The organism is Sodalis ligni (assembly GCF_016865525.2).
Taxonomy (GTDB): Bacteria; Pseudomonadota; Gammaproteobacteria; order Enterobacterales; family Enterobacteriaceae; genus Acerihabitans; species Acerihabitans ligni.
Map to the genome: position 1 here is coordinate 1,112,390 of NZ_CP075169.1, position 23,751 is coordinate 1,136,140.

Sequence of the window (23,751 nt, forward strand, 5' to 3'; positions counted from 1 at the left end):
ATATGAGTCTGAATTTTCTTGATTTTGAACAGCCGATTGCAGAGCTGGAAGCGAAAATTGACTCGCTGACCGCAGTCAGCCGTCAAGACGAAAAATTAGATATTAATCTGGATGAGGAAGTCCAGAGACTGCGTGAGAAAAGCGTAGAGCTGACCCGCAAGATCTTTTCCGATCTGGGCGCCTGGCAAATTGCCCAGTTGGCCCGTCACCCCCGCCGGCCGTATACGCTGGATTACATCCAGCACGTCTTCAGCGATTTTGATGAACTCGCAGGGGATCGCGCTTATGCCGACGATAAGGCCATTGTCGGCGGTACGGCTCGTCTCGACGGGCGGCCGGTGATGATTATCGGTCACCAGAAGGGGCGTGAAACCAAAGAGAAAATTCGCCGCAATTTCGGCATGCCGGCGCCGGAAGGCTACCGCAAGGCCCTGCGCCTGATGGAAATGGCGGACCGGTTCAAGATGCCGCTGCTTACCTTTATCGATACCCCCGGTGCGTATCCGGGGGTCGGTGCGGAAGAGCGCGGACAGTCGGAAGCCATTGCCCATAACCTGCGTGAAATGTCGGGTTTGCGAATTCCGGTTATTTGCACCGTTATCGGTGAGGGGGGGTCCGGCGGCGCGTTGGCTATCGGCGTGGGGGATAAGGTCAACATGCTGCAATACAGCACCTATTCGGTGATTTCGCCGGAAGGCTGCGCCTCCATATTATGGAAGAGTGCGGATAAGGCGCCCGTTGCCGCCGAGGCTATGGGCATCATTGCTTCGCGTCTGAAGGAGCTGGAGCTGATTGACAGTATTGTCCCGGAGCCTCTGGGCGGCGCCCATCGGGATGTGCCGGCTATTGCCGCGTCGCTGAAAGCGCAGCTGCTGTCGGATCTGGGGGAACTGGATACCTTTAGTGAAGAAGAGTTATTGAATCGCCGTTACCAGCGGTTGATGAATTACGGTTATTGCTGATCGGTCTCCCTTCAACGCGCTCGTTGCACGATCGGTGATAGCGGGCCTAGCGCGTCATGGGGCGCTCCGGCGGGCGGTAAGGCCACGCCCGCTTCGACCCCATCAGCACGCTCTCCCTTTAACAGGGTCGTTGCACGATCGATGATAGCGGGCCTAGCGCGTCATGGGGCGCTCGGTCGGGCGGCAGAACCACGCCCGATTCGACCCCATCAGCACGGTCTCCCTTTAACACGATCGTTGCACGCTCGGTGATCGCGTGTCTGCCACGCCAAACGTGGTGTATTCTTACCTATCATTAATTTTAATATTTTCTGAAAGATTTTCAGCGAAGCAGCCCGAAATATAAGGATTGGCTGAATGAATATCATTGCAATTTTGAGTCCGGAACAGGTGTTTTATAAACATGAACCGATCCGGGAATTGGATGAAGCGCTGAAAGCACAGGGGTTTCAGCTAGTCTATCCTAACGGCAGCGAGGATTTGCTAAAGCTTATTGAGCAAAATCCTCGGATATGCGGCGTGGTTTTCGACTGGGATCAGCACAGTATGGATCTCTGCACCGAAATCAACGAGTTGAACGAGTATCTGCCGCTTTACGCTTTTATCAATACGCAGTCCTCTCTGGATGTGAGCCTGAACGAGATGCGGATGGTGCTGTATTTTTTTGAATACGGACTCGGCGCGGCGGACGATATCAGCACCCGGATACGGCAATATACCGACGAATATATCGACACCATTATTCCGCCTTTCACTAAAGCCCTGTTCAATTACGTTAAAGAGGGTAAATACACGTTTTGCACTCCCGGACATATGGCGGGTACGGCGTATCAGAAAAGCCCGGTGGGCAGCCTGTTTTATGATTTTTTTGGTGCCAATACCCTGAAATCCGATGTCTCCATCTCGGTAACGGAACTAGGATCCTTACTTGATCATTCCGGGCCGCATCTGGAGGCGGAGGAGTTTATCACCCGGGTATTTGGCGCCGAGCAGAGTTATATGGTGACCAACGGCACCTCCACCGCCAATAAAATGGTGGGTATGTATGCCGCGCCGGCGGGAGGGACGGTGCTGATCGATCGTAATTGCCATAAGTCCCTGACCCATTTGCTGATGATGAGCGACGTGGTACCCATCTACCTGTGTCCGATTCGCAACGCCTACGGTATTCTGGGGGGCATCCCGAAAAGCCAGTTCCAGCGGGAGAGCATCGCCGCGAAGGTAGCGGATACCCCCCGTGCCAGCTGGCCGGTGTATGCGGCTATCACCAACTCCACCTATGACGGCTTGCTTTATAACACCCGCTATATCAAAGAAACCCTGGATGTGCCGGCGATCCACTTCGATTCCGCCTGGGTGCCCTATACCCATTTTCACCCTATCTACCAGGGCAAAAGCGGTATGAGCGGCGAACGCACTCCTGGCAAAGTCATCTTCGAAACACAGTCCACCCATAAGCTCCTGGCGGCGTTCTCTCAAGCATCACTGATTCATATTAAAGGTGATTATGACGAACGTACCTTCAACGAAGCCTATATGATGCACACAACTACCTCACCCAATTACGGGATTGTGGCGTCCATCGAGACGGCGGCGGCGATGGTACGCGGCAAATCGGGACGGCGGCTTATTTTGCGATCCATCGAGAGGGCGCTGCATTTTCGCAAAGAGGTACAGCGGCTGCGGGAGGAATCCGAAGGGTGGTTCTTCGATATCTGGCAGCCGGAAATTATCGATGAGGCGGTATGCTGGCCCATTGAACCCGGCGCCCCTTGGCATGGTTTCAAGGGTGCCGATGCAGATCATATGTATCTTGATCCCATTAAGGTCACGATACTGACGCCCGGCATGGATGAATCCGGCGCCATGGCCGATGAGGGCATACCGGCGGCGCTGGTGGCCAAGTTCCTGGACGAGCGCGGCGTGGTGGTGGAAAAAACCGGACCCTATAATTTATTGTTCCTGTTCAGCATCGGCATCGATAAAACCAAAGCCATGAGCCTGCTGCGGGGATTGACCGAATTCAAACGCTCCTTTGATCTCAATTTACGCATCAAAAATATGCTGCCGGACCTCTACGCGGAAGATCCGGATTTCTACCGCAACATGCGTATACAGGATTTGGCCCGCGGCATACACAGCCTTATCCGCCGGCATCGTCTGCCGCAGCTGATGCTTACCGCCTTCGATGTTTTGCCCGAAATGAAAATGACGCCTCATGACGCATTCCAGCAACAGGTACGCGGCAACGTTGAAACCGTGGAACTGCCGGCGTTAATCGGCCGGATTTCCGCCAATATGCTGCTGCCTTATCCGCCGGGAGTGCCGGTGGTGATGCCCGGCGAGATGATCACCGAGCAAAGCCGCGGAGTATTGGATTTTCTGATCATGCTTTGCAGCATCGGCATTCAGTACCCGGGATTTGAAACCGATATCCACGGTGCGCAGCTGACGGAGGACGGCCGATACCTGGTGCGGGTATTGAAAACCGATCCCGCCGGCGGCGAAAGCCCGATTTAGCCCGGGACGAAAAATTTTTTGGCGGAAAAAATATCACCGATGAATGCGTTAAAATGCTGCGCCATATCGACGGCGGATGCTTCGGTGTCCACCACCCGTCGGGCCACCACGATACCCTCCTCCGCGCCGTAGATGGTGTCGCCCTGGCAGTTGAGCGCCAGCAACGCCATTAGCGAATGCTGCTCGTGAGGCACGGGAAAACAGGGGCAAAGCAGGGTGATGACGTCGCTCTGTTCGCCAAGATAGATAAACGTGTCTTCATCGACATTGAAGACGTTGTCTTCATCGGGAAGCAGCTCGAAATGGTCATAAACCGATTGAATAAACCTCTCCAATTGAACCACCTATACATAGCCGGATAAGCCTTTAGCTCTATCCGCGATATCATTATTTCCAAGACGCTCTCGCAGCATTAAGCCGCCGACAAACGCATTGACCAGTTTATTGTTTTTAAGGGTTTTATTTCCCTCGGCCCCGGTATTATATTTTTGTATTTCCTGATTGCCGCTATTAAGCATGACTGTTTGCATCAGGCGCTGTCCCTCTTTATCCAACATCCCGATTGCGCCGCCGGCCAGACCCAGATGGACCGCCGCCGCCTCACGCTTCATTTCCACGTCCAGCATACCGGTGCGATCCTTGCCGCTCTTACAGTTCCAGCAAGGTACAATGCCGATTTCATGAGACAGCAATCCGATACGCATCGCGGCCTTATAGGGCTCGCCGCCGTCGTGATGATGGGCTTTGTCTGCAATAATGGTTTTTAATTGCTTCGCCAGCATGGACACCCGCTCGGCATTTTTCGGATTGTTGGCGAGGTATTGCCCTACCCATCCGCCGGGAGCGGCATCCGGTGAGAGATTCTTGCCCAGCAATTTACGCAATGCGTCCTGATTAATGTTATCAGATATGCCGTGCCCCAATTTCAATGAGCCCAATGCCAGTTCATTAACGCCGAAGTTAAATGCGGCCACATCAACCGTGATCTTGACCGGCACTAACTCACCGCGGGAATTTCTGATCTTCAAATACAATGGCTTGGCGCTTATGGCGGCCCATGCCGCTACCTGATCGTTTAATTGGGACTTTTCCGTCAAAGGACCGATGTCAACGGGGGTCAATAAGCTGGTGGAGGTTAACGCCAGCTCAACTTCGTTGACCTCCAGGGCCCGCTTCATTTTTTCCGGTTGCTGGTAGAGGGCGGCGACAACGACTTCCCGGGCCCTGGCCAGCGCCCCCCGGCTGCGTTCTTCGCTATCAGCCTTGAGGTCGTAGGGACTGAGCACCCCATGGCGTATGCCTTCAAACAGGGTGTGCCGGGAATCCCCCTGCGCTACGGAAAACGTCGAGGACCACAGGTTTACCGCATGGACGGTTTCGTCACTGGACTTACTGCAGATCCCTTTATTGTTATAGCCGGCGGCATGAATATCATCGGCGCCCAATTTCATTTGTCCGGCGGGAACCAAGGTGCTGAAAAATATTTTATCCTTATAGTTGAACTGGTTTTCAACGGTCTTCCAACAGGCATCATTCAGCAGCTCTTTAATACTTTGCTCAAACTGATTTTTAGCCTCTCGTTTTGCTTCATTGCCGTTACAACCGTTTTTATTCTTCACAAAGGCGGCCAAGTTGGCAATTTGGTCTTTTTTAAACGCCAGCATGGCTGAAACGTCTTTTTTCCCGACCGGGGCCATATCGTATTCAACATTATCCTCATTATCAACCGCTGCCTCACTCTGTTCCCCTTGTGCCGTACCTCTCCCCTGGCGTAGCGCGCGCAAGCCCGCTTGACGATACAATTTCTGCAATGAATGTATCTGGCCGCGTACGACGGCGGGCTGTCCCTTTACCGGGGAAATTTTCACCGGGGCAGAGGGTAGGGCCTGATTGATCCGTTGTACAATGCCACGCATAATTTGTGCCATGCGCTGACCCGTGGCCTCCCCGGTTTTTTGCTCCGAGGCTAATCGTAAGTGTCTGTACAGAGGATGAAGAGGAATCTGCATAATTATCCCAGGGTTGAAATATTAAAATAGATACTGTCATTACCCCGGATAATAAGGCATGTTTGTTTTATTGACTATTTAACATATAGAATATAAGCGTTTTATGTATCTTCCAGATAGCGGAAACGCTGATAATGAGATATGAAGAGGGAATTGGCGATCTTGGTTAACTACGGGTTGAATAAGCTATTTTATTTGAAATAATCAGGAAGTGAAATGCCGATGCTTAAACTTAACAATGTTCATCATATCGCCATTATCGCGGCGGATTATGAGGTGAGTAAGCGTTTTTATTGCGATGTTTTGGGCTTCCAACTGCAAAGCGAGACGTACCGCGCCGAGCGTGCTTCTTGGAAAGGCGATCTGGCGCTGAACGGCGTTTATCTCATCGAGCTGTTCTCTTTTCCAGACGCGCCCGACCGCCTCAGCCGCCCCGAAGCCCTGGGATTGCGTCATTTGGCGTTCAGCGTCGACAATCTGGCGGATGCCGTGACGTCGCTGACAAACGCGGGCGTGGAGGTGGAGCCCATCCGCCGGGATGCCCTGACGGAAAAACAGTTTACCTTTTTCAGCGATCCCGATGGATTGCCGCTGGAACTCTATGAAGCCTGAGCACTCGACCCGGTTCGCCGCCGTTCATGGTTCCGTTGCGGCCGATGATGGACTCGTACCGGCCGATGATGGACTCGTACCGGCCGATAATGGACTCGTACCGGCCGATGATGACTCCGCTCCGGCCGATGATGAACGCTCCAGCGGCCCTTCGGTTTGTGACCCCGCCGTGACGCTTTTCGGGCATCTTGCCGAAACGCTGGGGTCTCGCAGAAAGCTGCTGGTGGCCTTTAGCGGAGGTTTGGACTCCACCGTATTATTGGATGCCCTGGTCTTTCTGCGGCAGCGGCAATGGCCTGATTTAACGATTCGCGCAGTCTATATTCATCACGGCCTGAGCGTTCACGCCGATGACTGGGCCGCCCATTGCCTTGCCCAGTGCCATAGCCGCGACGTGGGGTTTCAATCCATACCGGTGCTGGTCAACCCCGCATCGGCCGGCCTGGAAGGGGCGGCGCGCGAAGCGCGCTATCTGGCGCTGCAGCAGGCGCTGCTACCTGGAGAGACACTGGTTACCGCCCAGCATCTGGATGACCAAAGCGAGACCTTCCTGTTGGCGTTAAAACGGGGCAGCGGTCCGACGGGACTGTCGGCTATGGCGGCTTCCACGCCCTTTCACGGCCATGAGCTTTTGCGGCCCCTGCTGGACTGGAGCCGGGGACAGTTGCAGGAATACGCTTTACAGCGTGAGCTGCGCTGGATTGAAGACGACAGCAACCGAGACGAGCGCTTCGACAGGAATTTTCTTCGCCGGCAAATCCTGCCCCTGCTGACCCGGCGCTGGCCGCATTTCACTCAGGCGGTGGCGCGCAGCGCCCGCCTTTGCGCCGAACAGGAAGCTTTGCTGGATGAATTGCTGCAGGAAACCCTGGGCCTGTTGACGTCCCCCGACGGTTCGCTTGACCTGGCGCCCATGATGGCCATGAGTGCTTCCCGGCGGGGGGCGCTATTGCGCCGCTGGCTGGCCGGCGCCGGGGCGCGGATGCCTGCCAAGGACCAGTTGGAGCGCCTTTGGACCGAGGTGGCGCTAAGCCGGTCGGACGCGGAGCCCCGCTTCCAGCTGGCGGATCGGCAGGTGCGGCGCTTTCGCCAGCGGCTCTATATTTTGCCGTTATGGCCTTCCCTTAAAGAGCTTATCATCCCCTGGACGGAAACCAGCCGCCCCTTGACGCTGCCCAATGGCCTGGGCTGTTTGCAGCGGGCCCCGTCGGGCGCGGCAGTACGGGCCGCCGGCGAAGATGAAAAGATTACGGTGAGATTTGCCGCCGCCGGCACGCTGCATATTGTCGGTCGCCGGCATGGACGGCAAATCAAAAAGCTGTGGCAGGAACTGGGCATTGCCCCCTGGCTGCGGGAGCGAACGCCCATGCTGTTTTATAATGAGGTGTTAATTGCCGCGCCGGGCATATTCACTACCCGCGAAGGGCAGGCACAGGATGACAAAAGGGTATGGCATATAGAATGGCTGGGCGATAAAAACGGCAACGGGCAGTAAATCACTGCCCGTCATAGTACGTATTACGTATGGCGCAAGGCTGTTAAACGCTTACCACCACCGTGCCGAGTTCCGGATGAGTGAAGCTGGCTATGTGATCCAATCGCAGTTCGTTACTGGTACCCGCATTATCAATAACCAGATACTCCACATGCTTTCTTGAGATCATATCACGCGCTACGCCGGTCACGGCATCTCCATTCCGAAGCGTCAGGCTAAGGACCCAATGGCGCTGACAGGCGAGCTCAAGATTATCGTAATCATCGCAATTAATGGGTTGATATTCTTCATTCGTTGACATAATAGCTCACCTACATGTTACGGCGGCCTAGTACCGCCTATTCCCTGAGGGCGGAACAAGGGCTCTGCTAAAGAGGTCCCGATCCCGCCACCATCGTTCAACAGTAATTTCCTTATGAGACTATAGCACAGAGCATCCATTTCTCTGTGATTAAAGGGGCGGCTGAATGCCCCTTTTTGTTGCTTTCCTGGCGATGCCCGGGCATTGTCGGTTACACTGCCGGCCCGGACTCACCCCATGAGGATATAATGGCATTAAAAGCAACCATTCATAAAGCGGCGGTTAATATTGCCGATATGGATCGAAATTATTTCTCGGATGTTAACCTTGTTTTAGCACAACATCCTTCAGAAACGCCGCAACGCATGATGTTGCGCTTGTTGGCCTGGGTCTATCATGCCGATGACCGCCTGGAGTTTACCAAAGGACTCAGCGCGGAAGATGAACCGGCGTTATGGCTGCGTAGCGATAGCGGCGAACTGGAATTATGGATTGAATTAGGACTGCCTGATGAAAAAAGGCTGCGCAAAGCCAGCCATCTGGCGCGCCAGGTAGTGTTGTATGCCTATAACGAACGGGCGGCACGGGTTTGGTGGCAGCAGGCGGAACCCAACCTGTCCCAGCACGGCAATCTCTGCGTACGGTTTGTCGACGACGGGCAGATGGCACAGCTGGCGGCGCTGGCGGCACGCAATATGTCCCTCCAGGCAACGCTGCAAGACGGGCTGCTGTGGCTCTCAGACCAGCAGACCAATCTGGAAATCCAATTGCAGACCTGGAAAAGCGCGGCGGAATAATGGCAGGTCATCGCGCCGAAGTCCCGATCGTCAGCAAGACCGGGGCCGGTGCGTCAAGCACATATCATGGCCGGATTAATGACGCAATGACGGTCTAAGCATATGCCGCATGCCTGAGTGCTTATATGATTAAATATTGATTAACTTAAGGTGGCGTTGACGCACGGCAATGGCAAAAGTTACTGTTCGCTAGCAGATACAATTAAACGGCATTCTCTTTTAAAGGGTAATACCTGGGGTATTTACTCCTCAGAAAACGTTTATTAAAAACCATACTGGATAAGGATGCCATATTTATGCTTACCGCGGATAAGACTCAATCACCTGCATTAATTTCTGTAAGTAATGATAGTAAAGAAATTAATGCTAGGTTGCCATTTTTAGAAAAAATAAATTCTATAAAAAATATATCAAATAGCAAAATAATTGCTAATGACACTGCCGTCGACCTCCCCTTTGACAATGAAGCAACAGCCGGAACCGGTGAAAATACTGCTTCATTCGATAACTCTCCTTCCGCGGGGAGCGCTGGTTCTGGTGGAACACGAGGGTTCTCATGGGGAGTAAAAATATTCTCTTTATTGACGGCTATTTTCGGCGGGGGGAAGTTTATCCATTATATGCGCAGTGGCGATGGGAAGCCGCACGGTAAAAAATGGTTTTCCGAATTGCCCCCTGAAGAGTATATGAAGGCGAAAAAAATTAATGCTATTGTTAGAAATAATTCAATAGGTTTGCCGATTTATTCCACGCCGCGTAATATGAATATTTCCGAAGCGTTATTAAGGACCCTTATCTCTATCAGGTTTTCGCCGGATATTTACGGCCAAGCGTCGATATTTCCCACGGGGATGGGTCATGCCGGACAGGCTATGGGACTTGAAAAAAATAATGATGGCTATGCCTTTGAAGATCCCCGCCTTGATGCACATGCGCTTCGCAAGCAGCCCCTGGGTCCGGAGGCCGCGATTGAGGGTGGATATTGGATAATGATCAAAAGGACGACAGCAATCAAACCGCTATTGCGTCATTCCAAGCGGAACAAAAGAGAGGTTATGCAAAATTTTTCGAAATTCAATCTTCCTGCTTGCGTCATTGACAACCATTTCCGAGAATATTGGGTCGATTTATTGACCAATATTGAAAAATATTATGGTCTTAACCAAATGCTCACCAAAACAGCCGGAAATCGGGAGCGTTTACAACCCTCTAATCTATTACCCGATGGTGAGATATCTACCGATACATCATTGGATGGATATCAAAAAAGTGAAAGGAGCCGATGGCTGCATACTTTCGGTATATCCAATGAGTACTTGTCTGCAAATGCTAATCTGACTATTAATTTTATAGATATAATGTTAAGCGATATTATACAGAGAGATTACGGCCTCTCCCTAACTTCACATGATCTTGATAAACTATTAACTATGGATATTATCTATACTAAAAAAGTTGGGGAATTAGAACCCCATAAATATATTGCTCATGGTGAGTATTCGCTCAGGAAAATCCTTTTACGAGAACCATTTAAAGTTTTATTAAAGCCAAATGAATCAGAATATACGCACCTTACTATACTCAGAACTAATATCAAAGAATCTGATAAGAAAGATTTCATATCTTATCTGGAATTTATAGTAAATGGCGAACCCTCCAACATAACTGCTGAAATCGAAAGGTTGTTAACTTTTTTTCCTCGGCGGCACTCAAAAATTTTATCGCCGGTCACCTTTCGCTACAGCATAAGGCCTGGCTGGAATCCGTCATCCTGACACCGAAAATAGATATGAAGGCATGTGCTATAAAACCTCCGCTCCTCTTGATGGACGCAAAAGATCTTTGGGCCGATTTAAAAGCTCTTGAGATTGAAAAGCTGGAGGAACATCTGAGCTATCATCACCTCTTTAGTACTGGTCCCGAAAAATCTGTTCCTGCGGAGCAGGCGTCACAGCGTTTGCTGGCCTCCGGCAACGCTTTATCGCTGCTGGCCTTTTTTTTTACCGGCGGGACATCCGCAGGTTGTGCCGCCATGATGTTAAGCAACGTCGTGACGGGAACCGGTAGCGCATTATATCTCTACCAAGCGGTTAACGCGCAGGACCTGCAAAAACGCAAGGAGGCATGGAAATCGGCAATGCTAGGCATCATGATCATCGGCTTGTCCGGTACGACCGATATCTATAGTTTAATAAAAGCCTCAGGCTACAACGGATACAAGCTAATGCATGAGGCGGCGACCCAGTTGCGAGATGTACTAACGTTATCTGATTCCAACAGTGTCGCTAAGGCTTTTGTCAAAGGGGGGGCTCGCGAGCGGGCAATCATGTTGGTGGAAGCCCTGATTAAGGAAAACGTCGGTCAGCTGGAAATATTGGGTCAAAACAGCGTCGGGGTAATGTCGAAGGTTTTGCAGATTTGTGGCCGTATAGATGCCCACCAATCCCGGCTATTGAGTGAAAAATCTTTTATTGCCGAAATTTTCAGTCAAATAAGAAGTATACATGATAAGGCTTCATTGGCCTCTATCCCAGCCGGCTATGAGCTGATTATGCTTGATAACGAAACTAATAAATCAAGCTTGATGCTGCTTTCTCTTGGCAATGACAGATTTGCGGGATTTGATATAAAAGCCTGACTCAACCAGCAATATTTTCTTCTCATAAAGGGTGGCAAGTGGTCAGTAGTGATGATTTTATTTTTGACAAAAACAGCGTTATGTTAAACGACGGCAGCACTGCAACTCTATATGCTGAAGATTTGCATGGTGCGTCATTGGCAACTCTCGGTGATGATATGACTCGTCATGAAAGTGAACTGGCCACAAAATTACGGCGTTATTGTAATAGATTCAAATTTGACGGAAATACAATAAACATGTTTAGCGGGGTCGAACGCTTTGCTTATAACAATGGATTTTATAATATACGCTATCGCGCCTTATTTATTTTCGATCCTGTTATGGAAAGTCAGACAGACCGACATTATGTTCTGGTAGCTACGCATGCGGAGGTAACGTACATCATAGAACCCAATGCTGAAAAAATTCGTTATATCAATATTCCCGATATTGAGGATGTAATGATTTTAACAGAAGATAGATGGAGAAAGTGTTTTGAAAAATCAAGATCTAGAGCCTTGATTACTTATAAGGATTTCCTCACGGAACAAAGTGCCAGAGATTATTATCACAACTTTAATATTAAGGAGGGCTCTGAAAATATATTGCTGTCACCGGCAGGTTTTGTTGAGTTGGAAGAATCGTCTGCCCCTGTCACGTTTCCATTGTTTTTATCATATTATGAAGGCATGGGGCAACAATTATTGCTGCAGAAGAAAATTCGTAACAGTATTATCAAAGATAGGAAATCAAGAAGCAGTTACGAATTCATAATGTCGCTATTAAAAGCAACCGGCACGGTTTCGGCCGGCCGTAAAGACGATTTAGTAAACTTCTACCATGAGCATCCGCAGGAAGCGTTGCTCGAGGTTATAGACAGTCCCAAACAAATAAGAACATTTCGCGATATGCTATGTGTGGAACCGGGCAAACTGGTTCGCTTTACCAATTTGAATGACAGTTCAGTTTTCATTTGATGATAAGCCTTGGTAACGGCAGGTTTGCCGGTATGAACAATGATTTACTGGATTCGACCTTGAGTAGCGAAAAGCGCATTCTTATCGCAGAACAGCTAGGATTATTCCGGGATGATGTTTTATGTTCATTTGATAAACGTAATTCTTTCATCATTGAAAAGGGTGATTTGCCGCGTTCATCACCACCACGGAAATGTTTGATGGATATCGCCACAGAAACTATTCATGAGACCATTAGTGAGAAAAGCAGTACTCATTTTGCTCTGGAATTTTTAGTCGCCGCCCAACAATTGGTTCCTCAGCAGGCTGATGCATTGGAACGATTGGTTATGTTGATAACCGGAAAATTAGATGGTGAGAAGATATCAATAATAAAATTGAATAAATTTTTAATTATCGATAAATTTATAGATAACAATGCTGAGTTGGAAAATATTGCTGAATGTAAACTCGTGGTTTTTATACGGAAGATAAACATTTTCATACGATGGTCAGCCTTGGTGACAATCAATTTTAGGAATAAATAACCATATAATTAATAATGAAATTAATAGAAATCAAAAGATAATTTCCTCTCAAGAAATAGGGAAATTATCGCCGGCAAGAGATTCAACAATCAAAATGTCTTCAAGGTCATAGTGGGTGATGTTAATTTAGAAAAACAAGAATCTCAGCTTTGTTAGGTCCGGATGGGCGCATCGAGTATGTTCGTCATGGGTTAAATGATCTGCAAATGGAAATCAAGGCACATGGTGCTTTGGCCAGCATCAATCACTATGACGCGATAGAACTTGCGGATATTATTGCTGGCATACACCGTTCAATGTACCCGGAGCAATCCCTCAAGCGTCTCGAACTTATATCATGCTTCGGAGCGTTGGGAGGCAGGCGATCGTCCGCTCAAATCATTTCCGATCGCCTGGGCGCCAACGTTTTAAGCTATAAAGGCATTGTTACTGACAGTAAATCCCGCAATCGAGGATCGGGGGTTATGTTTGAGCCGCATGTGGGTTTCGGCATTGAAAGATTGCGGGAAGATGAACGTTGGCATCGGAGAATTCATAATTTTATTGAAAATGTGTTAGGTCTGTTCGGCCATCTGCCGTTTAGGCGCCACGGCAGGGCGATCGGTGAAAATATTCCCTTCGCCATGGTGGTCATTGATGTCCTGCATTTCCTGCGCAAGGAGATTAGCGCCGAAACGCTTATGCGCCTATATCCCGGCCTGATGTCTGAGAAGTCACTGAGCGAGGCCGGTTTGCTGGCTAACCCCGTTAGTCAGGAAGAAGCGCTGATAGCCGCCTTGTTGACCATTTTTTATGGTAACAGCAATATCACCAATGCCATGGATGCCTATATTTTGGCCGGCGAATATCAAAATCAGTCTTCAGGGTCGGTGGTGAGGTACGGTGAAAATTTACTTCAACCGCTATATTGGGAAGATATCGTACCCGCGCTGGCGACATTCCGGCAATTACCGGCCGTGATTGTTGAAAATGATTTGTTAGGCGGAAGCAATATTTATATTTCCATGAAAATGATGATGATAATCTGCAGGAATATATGATCCGCGTCGGTAGCAAATGCAATAATAGAAAACTATGGCCACTTTTACTCGCGAATTTTTTCAGTGAACAGCCGGGTTCTTTCCCGGTTATGGCCGGCCTGAAGGAGCAGGATATCTTGAGCATGGGATTCGATTTTACCCATTTTCATTTTACCTGAATTCGTGGTTCAGGAATGATTTCAGCCTGCAGATAGATATGCCCCCTGAGATAAGCCCCGAATCCTGCCGGCCGGCCGACTATGTCCATTTCAGCGGAAGGGGACGAAAGACAGATACCCGGGAAGATATCGGGTTGGGCCATTCTTTGCTTTTGGAGCAGGATGGGAGGCTGGCATTGCAGCTGAAGGATACATTGTCCGTGGAACGTCCGGCCGGCCTCGGTGATAGCGGCCAACCGCCGGCTAATGCCTCCCCATTGCTGTCCATGCCGAGGGTGGTGGTGACCTTGGTGGAAAATGACGAAAGATTGATCATGCTGCAGAGAAATATTCCCACGGAAATTTTATCAAATAACGGGGCAATCGCTTTTTTTATTGCCGGGGAAATTAATAAATATACCCGAAGCATTAAAGTAGGCGTCAAAAATAGTGAGAATATCCTACCCACAAAATCAAACGTAGCAAACTCTGTCTATAGCGATCCCGTGGCTCTGCAAAAAAGCTGGATATTGGTCAATTTGATTCATAACGATTAGCTTATACCCGTCATACTTTAAGTGGCAGGTGTGTTGGCAATATTCGGCTCATCCATGGGCCTCGCCCCTTCGGGGCCGCTGCAAGCAGCGCTCCCGCAACTCGAATGATTTAGGGTAAATAGTGATTGCTCACTCGACCAGGCTGCAAAAAAATACCCGGCCGCGACGGGCCGGGTAGTCGGGATCAATGCGAAGGGGATTAACGCTGTGCCTTGCTGATTTCACCTGCCAGATAGTCGACGATATCGCTGATTTTTATCATTTGTTTCTCACCGGCGCCGCGGTGTTTATATTCAACCTCTTCGCTGTCGAGGTTGCGATCGCCGATGACAACAGTATGCGGAATTCCAATCAGCTCCATATCGGCGAACATGACACCCGGCCGTTCCTTGCGGTCGTCCAGCAGCACCTCGATGCCTTTGGCGCGCAGCTTCTCGTACAGCCCCTCGGCCGCATCCTTGACCCGGAAGGATTTATGCATGTTCATCGGCAGGATGGCGACATGAAACGGCGCAATGGCTTCAGGCCATAAAATACCGCGCTCATCATGGTTTTGCTCAATGGCGGCGGCCACCACGCGGGTCACCCCGATACCGTAACAACCCATGGTTAGCGTTTGGTTGCGTCCGTCTTCTCCCTGTACCGTGGCTTTCATCGCGTCGGAATACTTGGTGCCGAGCTGGAAAATATGCCCAACTTCAATACCGCGTTTAATGAGCAGCGTGCCCTTGCCGTCCGGGCTGGCATCTCCCTCCGCCACTTTCCGCAAATCGGCAACCTGGGGCAGCGGAAGATCCCGCTGCCAGTTGATGCCGAAATAGTGCTTGCCGTCGATGTTGGCGCCGGCGCCGAAATCACTCATGGCCGCTACGCTGCGATCGATGACCAGCGGCAACGGCAAATTCACCGGCCCCAGGGAACCGGGACCGGCGCCAATGGCGGCGCGGATCTCTTCTTCAGTGGCGAATTCCAGCGGACTGGCCACCAGGGGATGTTTCTCAGCCTTGATTTCATTGAGCTGATGATCGCCCCGCACCAGCAGCGCAACCAGTGGATAACCGGAATCTTCCCGGCCATGGACAATCAGGGTCTTGACGGTTTTTTCCACGGGTAAAGCGAACTGCTCCACCAGCTGCGCGATGGTTTTGGCGTCGGGCGTGTCAACCAGGCGCAATTCCTCGGCGGCTTCGCCACGAGGGGTAGCCGGCGCCACGGCTTCCGCCAGTTCGATATTGGCGGCGTAGTCAGAACCGCTGGAAAAGACGATATCGTCCTCGCCGCTGTCCGCCAGCACCTGAAACTCATGGGAGGCGCTGCCGCCAATGGAACCGGTATCTGCCTGTACCGCGCGGAAGTTCAGGCCCATGCGGGTGAATATCGCGCTGTAGGCTTGATACATCGCATCATAGGTGGCCTGCAGGGATTCCTGCGTGGTATGGAACGAATAGGCATCCTTCATCACAAATTCCCGTGAGCGCATCACGCCGAAACGCGGGCGGACTTCGTCGCGGAATTTGGTCTGGATCTGATAAAAGTTCAGCGGCAGCTGTTTATAGGAGCTGATTTCATTGCGGACCAGATCGGTGATAACCTCTTCATGGGTCGGGCCGAGCACGAACGGCCGCTCGCCGCGATCGTTGAAGCGCAGCAGCTCGGGGCCGTACTGCATCCAGCGACCGCTTTCCTGCCAGAGGTCCGCCGGCTGGACCACCGGCATGGATATCTCAATGGCCCCGGCTCTGTCCATCTCCTCGCGCACAATGTTTTCAACCTTGCGCAAAACCCGCAGCCCGGTGGGTAACCAGGTATAAAGGCCCGAGGCCAGCTTGCGGATCATGCCGGCGCGCAGCATCAATTGATGGCTAATGACTTCAGCGTCGGCGGGAGTCTCCTTAAGGGTGGAGAGTAGATATTGGCTAGTACGCATAATAATCAGGTTCCAAAAGGACGGCTAAACGCCATGGCTGCATCACGGCAGCGAAATATAAAAGTGGCTTAGTTTACCAGTGCCGGCGGGCGGTCAAAAGAGACAGGACAAAAAATTAACCAAAAGCGTCTATTTTTTATTGAAGTTGTTTTGCTTTGAGGTATCGGCCAAGGAGCGTGACGCCGTACGTAAGTGACCCTTCAGCCGACCGCGGGCGGAGGGGAATTCATGGCGGCGGCATCTTCAATGGCAATGACCTCGGCGATGTTGCCGGTGACGCGCCAGCGGATATTGAATTCCATAAGCCGTACCGCATAGGTCTGCTCGCCGCCGTGAGTTTTACGATAGGCCGGGCGGGGATCCTGCGCCAGTACATCGCTGATGAAACGCCGCAAATGCGGATAACGGGGGGCAAGAGCCTCTATCCGTGCGGCCGCGCCGAGGGAAAAGTCCACCCCCATGTCAGCGGCGGGAATCTGTTGGGCAAAGCCCGCCCGAGCCGACGGGATGCTCTCCGCGTAGGGTAAATAGGGTTTGATGTCCACTACCGGGGTACCGTCCACCAGGTCCAGGCTGCCCAGTTCAAGCACCACTTCGGCTTTGAAAATGCGCACGGCGTTTAAGGCCACCAGGGACATGCCGATGGCATTGGGCCGGAAGGTGGAACGGGTCGCGAAGACGCCGATCCGGCTGTTGCCGCCCAGGCGCGGCGGGCGCACAGTGGGATGCCAGCCTTGCCCCATGGTTTGGTTAAAGATAAACAGCAACCAGATATGGCTGAACGCATCCAGGCCGCGTACCGCTTCCGGCTGATTATAAGGCGCCAGTAAATGCAGCTCGCCGGTGCCGTCCGGCACCAGACCCGGCTGCCGGGGTACCGCGAATTTTTCTTTATAAGGCGAGCGAATTACGCCGATTTGGCTAAGGCCGAACTCGCTCATTGCGTCACTTTAAGCGCCGTACCCTGGCAGACCGCTTGCGCGTAGCATCCGGCCACCGACCTGACCATTTCGCATTGGTGCAACAGCACGGCGTTGCCCTTCATACGGGCTGCCCGGACCTGCATGTCCTTGCGAGCCGCGGCGATACTCGGCGGCGGATCCTGCAGATTGACCTGGCAGGTGGAACCATAGACTTCCCCTAAATCACGGAAGGGCTTGCCCACCAATTCTTCCGCGGATTTATATAATTTTGCCGGCAGCGGGCGCACTGCGGGTTTATGGCTCGTCAAGGGACTACTAAACGGCGTGATGGCGGTATGTTGATTTGCGGTTGATGACGCGGGCGAATGTATCCATGAACATCCTGTCAGCGAGAGCACCAAGATACATCCTGGTAAGGCACGCATACGTTTTCCTCGGATTGGAGTTGTTATTTAACTGGCGCTATTGAATCAATGTACGGCCAAAATAACAAGGCGGGCCGAAGCCCGTCTTGATAAAAGCGCACTAAAGTGACAAAAAAATTTTACCAGCCTTTCACCGCACCGCCATTAAAGATTTTATTGGCCGCGTCGTTAACTTCATCGGACTCATAGGCCTGAACGAATTTTTTGACGTTTTCCGCGTTTTTATTATCTTCCCGGGCCACGATCAGATTGACATAGGGAGACTCTTTATCTTCCACAAACAGCCCGTCCTTGGCGGGGGTCAGGCCGATCTGGCTGGCATAAGTAGTATTAATGATGGCCAGGGCGATCTGCTGGTCGTCAAGGGAACGAGGCAACTGCGGCGCTTCCAATTCCACCAGCTTCAGGTTTTTCGGATTTCCCACGACATCCAATACGGTGGGTTGCAGGCCGGTGCCGTCTTTCAATGTAATAAGCCCGACTTTTTGCAGCAGCAGCAAGGAACGGCCCAGGTTGGTGGGATCGTTAGGCAGCGCTACCTGTGAGCCGTCCTTCAATTCACTAAGGGATTTTATCTGTTTTGAATAGCCGGCGATGGGGTAGACAAAGGTATTACCTACCGGAACCAGCTTATAGCCGCGATCCTTGATTTGCTGATCGAGATAAGGTTTATGCTGGAAAGCATTGGCATCGATATCCCCTTTGCTCAGCGCCTCGTTGGGCAACACGTAATCATTGAAGGTCACCAGTTCCACGTCGAGGCCGTATTTCTCTTTAGCGACTTTCTGCGCGACTTCCGCCACCTGCTGTTCCGCGCCGACGATGACCCCGACCTTGATATGGTTCGGATCTTTCTTGTCCTGCCCGCAAGCAGTCAACGCCAATGCGCCTACCAAAGCGCCAACGGTTGCCAGGGTCCTGAAATTAAAAGACATATCCCTTTCCTCTTATGGGTTGATTATTATTTCATTGAAGCGCCGGCATGGCGGCTTCATTTTTTTAAGACTATCAGTTACTTATGAGTAACCGCTTTAACGATTTTATCGCCGCTGATTTGTATCAAAAACACCAGGACAACCAGTAAAATCAGTACGGTATTCATCACCGTGGCGTTATAACCGATATAGCCGTATTGGATACCGATTTGCCCAAGTCCGCCTGCGCCCACGGCGCCGCCCATGGCAGAATAGCCCACCAGGGTAATCAGCGTAATGGTGGCGGCGTTAACCAGCCCGGGCAGGGCCTCGGGTAATAAAACCTTGCGGATGATTTGCATCGGCGTCGCGCCCATGGCGCGGGAGGCTTCAATAAGCCCGGTGGGTATTTCCAGCAGCGCATTTTCCACCATACGGGCAATAAAAGGCGCGGCGCCGACGGTTAACGGCACGATGGCCGCCTGCAGTCCGATGGACGTGCCGACGATCATGCGGGTAAAGGGGATCATCCAGACCAGTAAAATAATAAACGGAATAGACCGGAAGATATTCACTATCGCGGAAGTGGTTCGATAAAGCCTGGGATTTTCGATGATCTGCCCGGGGCGGCTGGTATAAAGTAAAACGCCGATGGGCAATCCCACCACAAAACCAAAGAAACCGGAAACAAAGGTCATCGCCAGCGTCTCCCAGATCCCTTTGGCAAACAGCCCTAACATGGCTTCAGACATACCCTAATACCTCCACCTTAACGTGCTGTTCCTGCAAAAAAGCGATGGCGGCACGGGAGTTTTCCGCATCACCCGCCATCTCCGCCAGCATAATGCCGAATTTAACCCCGCCGGCGTAATCCATCTGGGCGCTGATGATATTGTTATTGACATTGAAGCGCCTGGCGGCTTCGGACAACAGCGGCGCATCCACCGACTGGCCGGTAAACTCCAACTGCAGGATGGGAATTTTCCCCTCGGCGGGCTGGGGCGACATCCGCTGCAAATAGTCCTCCGGAATATCGAGGTGCAGGGTAGAGCGGATAAACTGCTGCGCCAGCGGCGTTTTCGGATGGGAAAACATTTCGCTCACCGTATCTTGTTCTATAAGTTCTCCCTGGCTGATGACCGCGACCTGATCACAGATGCGTTTCACCACGTCCATCTCGTGAGTAATTAATAAAATGGTCAATCCCAGCCGGCGATTAATATCCTTTAATAATGCCAAAATCGAACGGGTGGTAGCCGGATCCAATGCGCTGGTGGCTTCGTCGCATAGCAGGACTTTGGGATTACTGGCCAGGGCGCGGGCGATGGCTACCCGCTGCTTCTGGCCGCCGGACAGATTAGCGGGATAGGCATCGGCTTTATCTTCCAGTCCCACCAAGGCCAACAGCTCCGCAACACGTTTTTTGATGTCGTTTTTCGGCAGGTTGTCCAACTCCAGCGGCAGGGCGATATTGCCCGAAACCGTACGGGAAGAAAGCAGATTGAAATGTTGAAAAATCATGCCCATTTGCCGGCGGGCAATGATGAGCTGCCGCTCCGACAGGGTGGTCAGATCCTGTCCGTCCACCAATACCGAACCGCTGGTGGGACGTTCCAACAGGTTTACGCAGCGGATCAAGGTACTTTTGCCGGCGCCGGATGCGCCGATAACCCCGTATATCTGGCCGGCGGTCACGTGCAGGCTGACATCAGACAATGCGGCTATGGTCTGCGTTCCCTGGATAAAGTGCTTAGTAATATGAGAGAGTTTAATCATATTTTTTATTGTAAACAGTTACCTGTGGCAAGGATGAAATTATGTTATTAACGCCAACGGGTGCTAATGGGGTGGATGTTAGGGCGTCTAGACGTCTAAGTCAACCAGGATTCATTTTCTAGGTTTTCCACTGTCTAAAACGTGCGATACTACCCGCTGTTTATATCCTCAGGAGCCAATCAGTGGCACAGCTTGTTCCCGCAATATTTTTAGACCGCGACGGTACCATTAATGTCGATCACGGTTACGTATTTGAGATTGATGATTTTCAGTTTATTGATGGCGCTATCGAAGCCATGCAGGAACTGAAAAAAATGGGTTTTGCCCTGGTGGTGGTGACTAACCAGGCCGGCATCGCCCGCGGCAAATTCACCGAAGACCAATTTATGCGCTTGACCGAATGGATGGATTGGTCGCTGGCGGATCGCGAAGTGGAATTGGACGGTATCTATTTTTGCCCGCACCATCCGGACGTTGGTGAAGGCGAATATCGTCAGGATTGCGACTGCCGCAAACCCAAACCCGGGATGTTGCTGGATGCGCAAAAATTTCTGCACATCGACATGGCTGCTTCTTATATGGTGGGCGACTCAGCCAAGGATATGCTGGCTGGCCGGGCGGCGGGCGTCGGCACCACTGTCTTGGTGCGTACCGGCAAGCCGCTTGATGAAGAGGGCCAAAAGCTGGCGGATTGGGTCATTGACAGCCTGGCGCAACTACCGGACGCGATAAAACGGCAGTCGGCAAGGGCATAACGGGCAAATTTTGACCGATCAAAAAAAATTTGACGATATTCGCTTGCCATTTCACAGCACCCCCCTATAATGCGCCTCCATCGACCGGGACTGTGAGCAGCTTCACAAGGACCGAAAACGAGTCAGAAGCAAGCCTGACGGGCTTGACACTGATAGGGGAAAGCGTAATATACGCCACCTCGCGCCAGACTGAATCATAGCGGCGCATGCTCTTTAACAATTTATCAGACAATCTGTGTGGGCACTCACAAGACCGTATCGAAACACAACAATACAAGTCTTGAAGAGTGACAAACAGTTAATTCAAAAGATTAACCAGATGAAATCTTTGAGCATCAAGCTTTTAATTGAAGAGTTTGATCATGGCTCAGATTGAACGCTGGCGGCAGGCCTAACACATGCAAGTCGAGCGGCAGCGGGAAGTAGCTTGCTACTTTGCCGGCGAGCGGCGGACGGGTGAGTAATGTCTGGGGATCTGCCCGATGGAGGGGGATAACTACTGGAAACGGTAGCTAATACCGCATAACGTCGCAAGACCAAAGTGGGGGACCTTAGGGCCTCACACCATCGGATGAACCCAGATGGGATTAGCTAGTAGGTGGGGTAACGGCTCACCTAGGCGACGATCCCTAGCTGGTCTGAGAGGATGACCAGCCACACTGGAACTGAGACACGGTCCAGACTCCTACGGGAGGCAGCAGTGGGGAATATTGCACAATGGGCGCAAGCCTGATGCAGCCATGCCGCGTGTGTGAAGAAGGCCTTCGGGTTGTAAAGCACTTTCAGCGGGGAGGAAGGGGTTGGGTTGAATAGATTCAATCATTGACGTTACCCGCAGAAGAAGCACCGGCTAACTCCGTGCCAGCAGCCGCGGTAATACGGAGGGTGCGAGCGTTAATCGGAATTACTGGGCGTAAAGCGTACGCAGGCGGTTTGTTAAGTCAGATGTGAAATCCCCGAGCTTAACTCGGGAACTGCATTTGAAACTGGCAGGCTAGAGTCTCGTAGAGGGGGGTAGAATTCCAGGTGTAGCGGTGAAATGCGTAGAGATCTGGAGGAATACCGGTGGCGAAGGCGGCCCCCTGGACGAAGACTGACGCTCAGGTACGAAAGCGTGGGGAGCAAACAGGATTAGATACCCTGGTAGTCCACGCTGTAAACGATGTCGATTTGAAGGTTGTGGCCTTGAGCCGTGGCTTTCGGAGCTAACGCGTTAAATCGACCGCCTGGGGAGTACGGCCGCAAGGTTAAAACTCAAATGAATTGACGGGGGCCCGCACAAGCGGTGGAGCATGTGGTTTAATTCGATGCAACGCGAAGAACCTTACCTACTCTTGACATCCAGAGAAGACTTCAGAGATGGAGTTGTGCCTTCGGGAACTCTGAGACAGGTGCTGCATGGCTGTCGTCAGCTCGTGTTGTGAAATGTTGGGTTAAGTCCCGCAACGAGCGCAACCCTTATCCTTTGTTGCCAGCACGTAATGGTGGGAACTCAAAGGAGACTGCCGGTGACAAACCGGAGGAAGGTGGGGATGACGTCAAGTCATCATGGCCCTTACGAGTAGGGCTACACACGTGCTACAATGGCGCATACAAAGAGAAGCGAACTCGCGAGAGTAAGCGGACCTCACAAAGTGCGTCGTAGTCCGGATTGGAGTCTGCAACTCGACTCCATGAAGTCGGAATCGCTAGTAATCGTGGATCAGAATGCCACGGTGAATACGTTCCCGGGCCTTGTACACACCGCCCGTCACACCATGGGAGTGGGTTGCAAAAGAAGTAGGTAGCTTAACCTTCGGGAGGGCGCTTACCACTTTGTGATTCATGACTGGGGTGAAGTCGTAACAAGGTAACCGTAGGGGAACCTGCGGTTGGATCACCTCCTTACCGAAAGATGCGCGTCGAGTGACGTGTCCACACAGATTGTCTGATAGAAGTGATGAGCAAACAGCTCGTATGGTTTACACGTGAAGCCCGGCTTCGCACGTGCAAGGCATCGTCCGAAGATAGGAGAGCAACGCGATGCGTTGTTCGACTAGAAAGAGGTCGCTTACTTTCATTAATGAAAGTTTCGCCTTACACGGAAAAGCAACGGGGTAGGTTGCAAGCGTATGGTAGAGGTCGCTCACTTTCATTAATGAAAGTTTCGCCTTACAAAAATACGCGAAGCAGCGCTTCGCAAGCGTATTTTTGTCCCCTTCGTCTAGTGGCCTAGGACACTGCCCTTTCACGGCGGTAACAGGGGTTCGAACCCCCTAGGGGACGCCAAACAGCCTACGTGTCTGATAAATTTCAGAGCGCATTTGAAAGAGTGCGCTGCGAAATACTGCTCTTTAACAATCCGGAACAAGCTGAAAATTTGAAAAAAACATGCTGAGCAAAATCAGTATGCGAGTCTCTCAAAGCAAGCAAACCTAAACAGGTCATCGCGTCAATGATGCCCCTGTTGAGGGATGAGCGAGAAAGCCCCGGCCAAG

The 23,751-nt window shown here is 51.4% G+C and carries 21 protein-coding genes, 1 tRNA gene and 1 rRNA gene; 14 read left to right on the top strand and 9 right to left on the bottom strand.

All coding sequences use genetic code 11. The features are described 5' to 3' along the window. Window positions 1-2 precede the first annotated feature (2 nt). Both accA and GTU79_RS05185 read left to right on the top strand, forming a co-directional pair. Window positions 3-962 (top strand): acetyl-CoA carboxylase carboxyl transferase subunit alpha, encoded by a 960-nt coding sequence (gene accA / locus GTU79_RS05180; RefSeq protein ID WP_203522661.1) that lies wholly within the window; start codon window positions 3-5, stop codon window positions 960-962. Between the two features lie 357 nt (window positions 963-1,319). Then, on the top strand, window positions 1,320-3,482 hold the full coding sequence (locus tag GTU79_RS05185; RefSeq protein ID WP_214513737.1) for a lysine decarboxylase LdcC: 2,163 nt from the start codon (window positions 1,320-1,322) through the stop codon (window positions 3,480-3,482). Here GTU79_RS05185 and GTU79_RS05190 read toward each other — a convergent pair. Together GTU79_RS05190 and GTU79_RS05195 are read right to left on the bottom strand one after the other, a co-directional pair. Beyond that, entirely contained in the window at window positions 3,479-3,817 is a 339-nt protein-coding gene (locus GTU79_RS05190; RefSeq protein WP_165934163.1) for a type III secretion system chaperone family protein, read from the bottom strand. The two genes, GTU79_RS05185 and GTU79_RS05190, sit on opposite strands and share 4 nt — an antisense overlap. Before the next feature lie 9 nt (window positions 3,818-3,826). After that, the gene (locus tag GTU79_RS05195) at window positions 3,827-5,398 is read right to left on the bottom strand and encodes an inositol phosphate phosphatase SopB (protein WP_214513738.1); all 1,572 of its coding nucleotides are present in this window, start codon (window positions 5,396-5,398) and stop codon (window positions 3,827-3,829) included. A 315-nt stretch (window positions 5,399-5,713) separates the two neighbouring features. Between GTU79_RS05195 and GTU79_RS05200 the strand changes: the two genes are divergently transcribed. Then, complete coding sequence (locus tag GTU79_RS05200; protein WP_132927865.1) at window positions 5,714-6,103, top strand: VOC family protein; 390 nt, start codon at window positions 5,714-5,716, stop codon at window positions 6,101-6,103. After that, a complete protein-coding gene (tilS, locus tag GTU79_RS05205; RefSeq protein ID WP_203522658.1) occupies window positions 6,093-7,598 on the top strand; it encodes a tRNA lysidine(34) synthetase TilS in 1,506 nt (501 codons plus the stop codon). Before GTU79_RS05200 ends, tilS begins: the two co-directional genes overlap by 11 nt. A 43-nt stretch (window positions 7,599-7,641) precedes the next feature. Here the strand turns inward: tilS and rof are convergent, their stop codons facing one another. Further along, window positions 7,642-7,899, bottom strand: a complete 258-nt coding sequence (gene rof / locus GTU79_RS05210; protein ID WP_203522657.1) for a Rho-binding antiterminator — start codon at window positions 7,897-7,899, stop codon at window positions 7,642-7,644. 248 nt (window positions 7,900-8,147) lie between these two features. On the opposite strand from rof, the gene GTU79_RS05215 reads away from it, so the two are divergent. The 7 genes from GTU79_RS05215 (at window position 8,148) to GTU79_RS05245 (ending at window position 14,554) form a co-directional block, all read left to right on the top strand. After that, window positions 8,148-8,696: a YaeQ family protein gene (locus GTU79_RS05215; RefSeq protein ID WP_203522656.1), complete on the top strand. Its 549-nt coding sequence runs from the start codon at window positions 8,148-8,150 to the stop codon at window positions 8,694-8,696. 296 nt (window positions 8,697-8,992) lie between these two features. Further along, complete coding sequence (locus GTU79_RS05220) at window positions 8,993-10,471, top strand: hypothetical protein (RefSeq protein WP_214513739.1); 1,479 nt, start codon at window positions 8,993-8,995, stop codon at window positions 10,469-10,471. A gap of 50 nt (window positions 10,472-10,521) precedes the next feature. Then, window positions 10,522-11,334 (top strand): hypothetical protein, encoded by an 813-nt coding sequence (locus GTU79_RS05225; protein ID WP_214513740.1) that lies wholly within the window; start codon window positions 10,522-10,524, stop codon window positions 11,332-11,334. 38 nt (window positions 11,335-11,372) lie between these two features. After that, the gene (locus GTU79_RS05230; RefSeq protein WP_214513741.1) at window positions 11,373-12,293 is read left to right on the top strand and encodes a hypothetical protein; all 921 of its coding nucleotides are present in this window, start codon (window positions 11,373-11,375) and stop codon (window positions 12,291-12,293) included. A 32-nt stretch (window positions 12,294-12,325) separates the two neighbouring features. After that, on the top strand, window positions 12,326-12,820 hold the full coding sequence (locus tag GTU79_RS05235) for a hypothetical protein (protein WP_214513742.1): 495 nt from the start codon (window positions 12,326-12,328) through the stop codon (window positions 12,818-12,820). A 206-nt stretch (window positions 12,821-13,026) separates the two neighbouring features. Next, window positions 13,027-13,860, top strand: coding sequence for a hypothetical protein (locus GTU79_RS05240; protein WP_214513743.1), 834 nt, complete (start codon window positions 13,027-13,029; stop codon window positions 13,858-13,860). Window positions 13,861-14,218: 358 nt separating this feature from the next. Then, a complete protein-coding gene (locus tag GTU79_RS05245; RefSeq protein WP_214513744.1) occupies window positions 14,219-14,554 on the top strand; it encodes a hypothetical protein in 336 nt (111 codons plus the stop codon). Window positions 14,555-14,753: 199 nt separating this feature from the next. Here GTU79_RS05245 and proS read toward each other — a convergent pair whose 3' ends face one another. From proS to metN, 6 genes are all read right to left on the bottom strand, one after another. Then, window positions 14,754-16,481: a proline--tRNA ligase gene (gene proS / locus GTU79_RS05250; RefSeq protein WP_132923209.1), complete on the bottom strand. Its 1,728-nt coding sequence runs from the start codon at window positions 16,479-16,481 to the stop codon at window positions 14,754-14,756. Window positions 16,482-16,681: 200 nt separating this feature from the next. Beyond that, the gene (gene tsaA / locus GTU79_RS05255) at window positions 16,682-17,422 is read right to left on the bottom strand and encodes a tRNA (N6-threonylcarbamoyladenosine(37)-N6)-methyltransferase TrmO (RefSeq protein WP_203522652.1); all 741 of its coding nucleotides are present in this window, start codon (window positions 17,420-17,422) and stop codon (window positions 16,682-16,684) included. Next, window positions 17,419-17,829 (bottom strand): Rcs stress response system protein RcsF, encoded by a 411-nt coding sequence (rcsF, locus tag GTU79_RS05260; protein ID WP_132923207.1) that lies wholly within the window; start codon window positions 17,827-17,829, stop codon window positions 17,419-17,421. Before rcsF ends, tsaA begins: the two co-directional genes overlap by 4 nt. A gap of 119 nt (window positions 17,830-17,948) precedes the next feature. After that, window positions 17,949-18,764 carry a MetQ/NlpA family lipoprotein gene (locus tag GTU79_RS05265; protein WP_203522651.1) on the bottom strand — a complete coding sequence of 272 codons (816 nt, stop codon included), beginning with the start codon at window positions 18,762-18,764 and terminating at the stop codon, window positions 17,949-17,951. Between the two features lie 77 nt (window positions 18,765-18,841). Further along, the gene (locus GTU79_RS05270) at window positions 18,842-19,495 is read right to left on the bottom strand and encodes a methionine ABC transporter permease MetI (RefSeq protein ID WP_132923205.1); all 654 of its coding nucleotides are present in this window, start codon (window positions 19,493-19,495) and stop codon (window positions 18,842-18,844) included. Then, window positions 19,488-20,519, bottom strand: coding sequence for a methionine ABC transporter ATP-binding protein MetN (metN, locus tag GTU79_RS05275; protein ID WP_132923204.1), 1,032 nt, complete (start codon window positions 20,517-20,519; stop codon window positions 19,488-19,490). Before metN ends, GTU79_RS05270 begins: the two co-directional genes overlap by 8 nt. A 182-nt stretch (window positions 20,520-20,701) precedes the next feature. Between metN and gmhB the strand changes: the two genes are divergently transcribed. The 3 genes from gmhB to GTU79_RS05290 all read left to right on the top strand — a co-directional run bounded on the left by gmhB (window position 20,702) and on the right by GTU79_RS05290 (window position 23,542). Further along, window positions 20,702-21,274, top strand: coding sequence for a D-glycero-beta-D-manno-heptose 1,7-bisphosphate 7-phosphatase (gmhB, locus tag GTU79_RS05280; protein ID WP_132923203.1), 573 nt, complete (start codon window positions 20,702-20,704; stop codon window positions 21,272-21,274). A 344-nt stretch (window positions 21,275-21,618) separates the two neighbouring features. Then, a 16S ribosomal RNA gene (locus tag GTU79_RS05285) occupies window positions 21,619-23,161 on the top strand. 305 nt (window positions 23,162-23,466) lie between these two features. Further along, a tRNA-Glu gene (locus tag GTU79_RS05290) sits at window positions 23,467-23,542 on the top strand. Window positions 23,543-23,751: the final 209 nt, after the last annotated feature.

Coding starts and splice junctions, on each gene's coding strand:
- accA (WP_203522661.1), top strand. CDS start 3: ATGAGTCTGAATTTTCTTGATTTTGAACAGCCGATTGCAGAGCTGGAA.
- GTU79_RS05185 (WP_214513737.1), top strand. CDS start 1,320: ATGAATATCATTGCAATTTTGAGTCCGGAACAGGTGTTTTATAAACAT.
- GTU79_RS05195 (WP_214513738.1), bottom strand. CDS start 5,398: ATGCGTGGCATTGTACAACGGATCAATCAGGCCCTACCCTCTGCCCCG.
- GTU79_RS05200 (WP_132927865.1), top strand. CDS start 5,714: ATGCTTAAACTTAACAATGTTCATCATATCGCCATTATCGCGGCGGAT.
- tilS (WP_203522658.1), top strand. CDS start 6,093: ATGAAGCCTGAGCACTCGACCCGGTTCGCCGCCGTTCATGGTTCCGTT.
- rof (WP_203522657.1), bottom strand. CDS start 7,899: ATGTCAACGAATGAAGAATATCAACCCATTAATTGCGATGATTACGAT.
- GTU79_RS05215 (WP_203522656.1), top strand. CDS start 8,148: ATGGCATTAAAAGCAACCATTCATAAAGCGGCGGTTAATATTGCCGAT.
- GTU79_RS05220 (WP_214513739.1), top strand. CDS start 8,993: ATGCTTACCGCGGATAAGACTCAATCACCTGCATTAATTTCTGTAAGT.
- GTU79_RS05225 (WP_214513740.1), top strand. CDS start 10,522: ATGGACGCAAAAGATCTTTGGGCCGATTTAAAAGCTCTTGAGATTGAA.
- GTU79_RS05235 (WP_214513742.1), top strand. CDS start 12,326: ATGAACAATGATTTACTGGATTCGACCTTGAGTAGCGAAAAGCGCATT.
- GTU79_RS05240 (WP_214513743.1), top strand. CDS start 13,027: ATGGAAATCAAGGCACATGGTGCTTTGGCCAGCATCAATCACTATGAC.
- proS (WP_132923209.1), bottom strand. CDS start 16,481: ATGCGTACTAGCCAATATCTACTCTCCACCCTTAAGGAGACTCCCGCC.
- tsaA (WP_203522652.1), bottom strand. CDS start 17,422: ATGAGCGAGTTCGGCCTTAGCCAAATCGGCGTAATTCGCTCGCCTTAT.
- rcsF (WP_132923207.1), bottom strand. CDS start 17,829: ATGCGTGCCTTACCAGGATGTATCTTGGTGCTCTCGCTGACAGGATGT.
- GTU79_RS05265 (WP_203522651.1), bottom strand. CDS start 18,764: ATGTCTTTTAATTTCAGGACCCTGGCAACCGTTGGCGCTTTGGTAGGC.
- GTU79_RS05270 (WP_132923205.1), bottom strand. CDS start 19,495: ATGTCTGAAGCCATGTTAGGGCTGTTTGCCAAAGGGATCTGGGAGACG.
- metN (WP_132923204.1), bottom strand. CDS start 20,519: ATGATTAAACTCTCTCATATTACTAAGCACTTTATCCAGGGAACGCAG.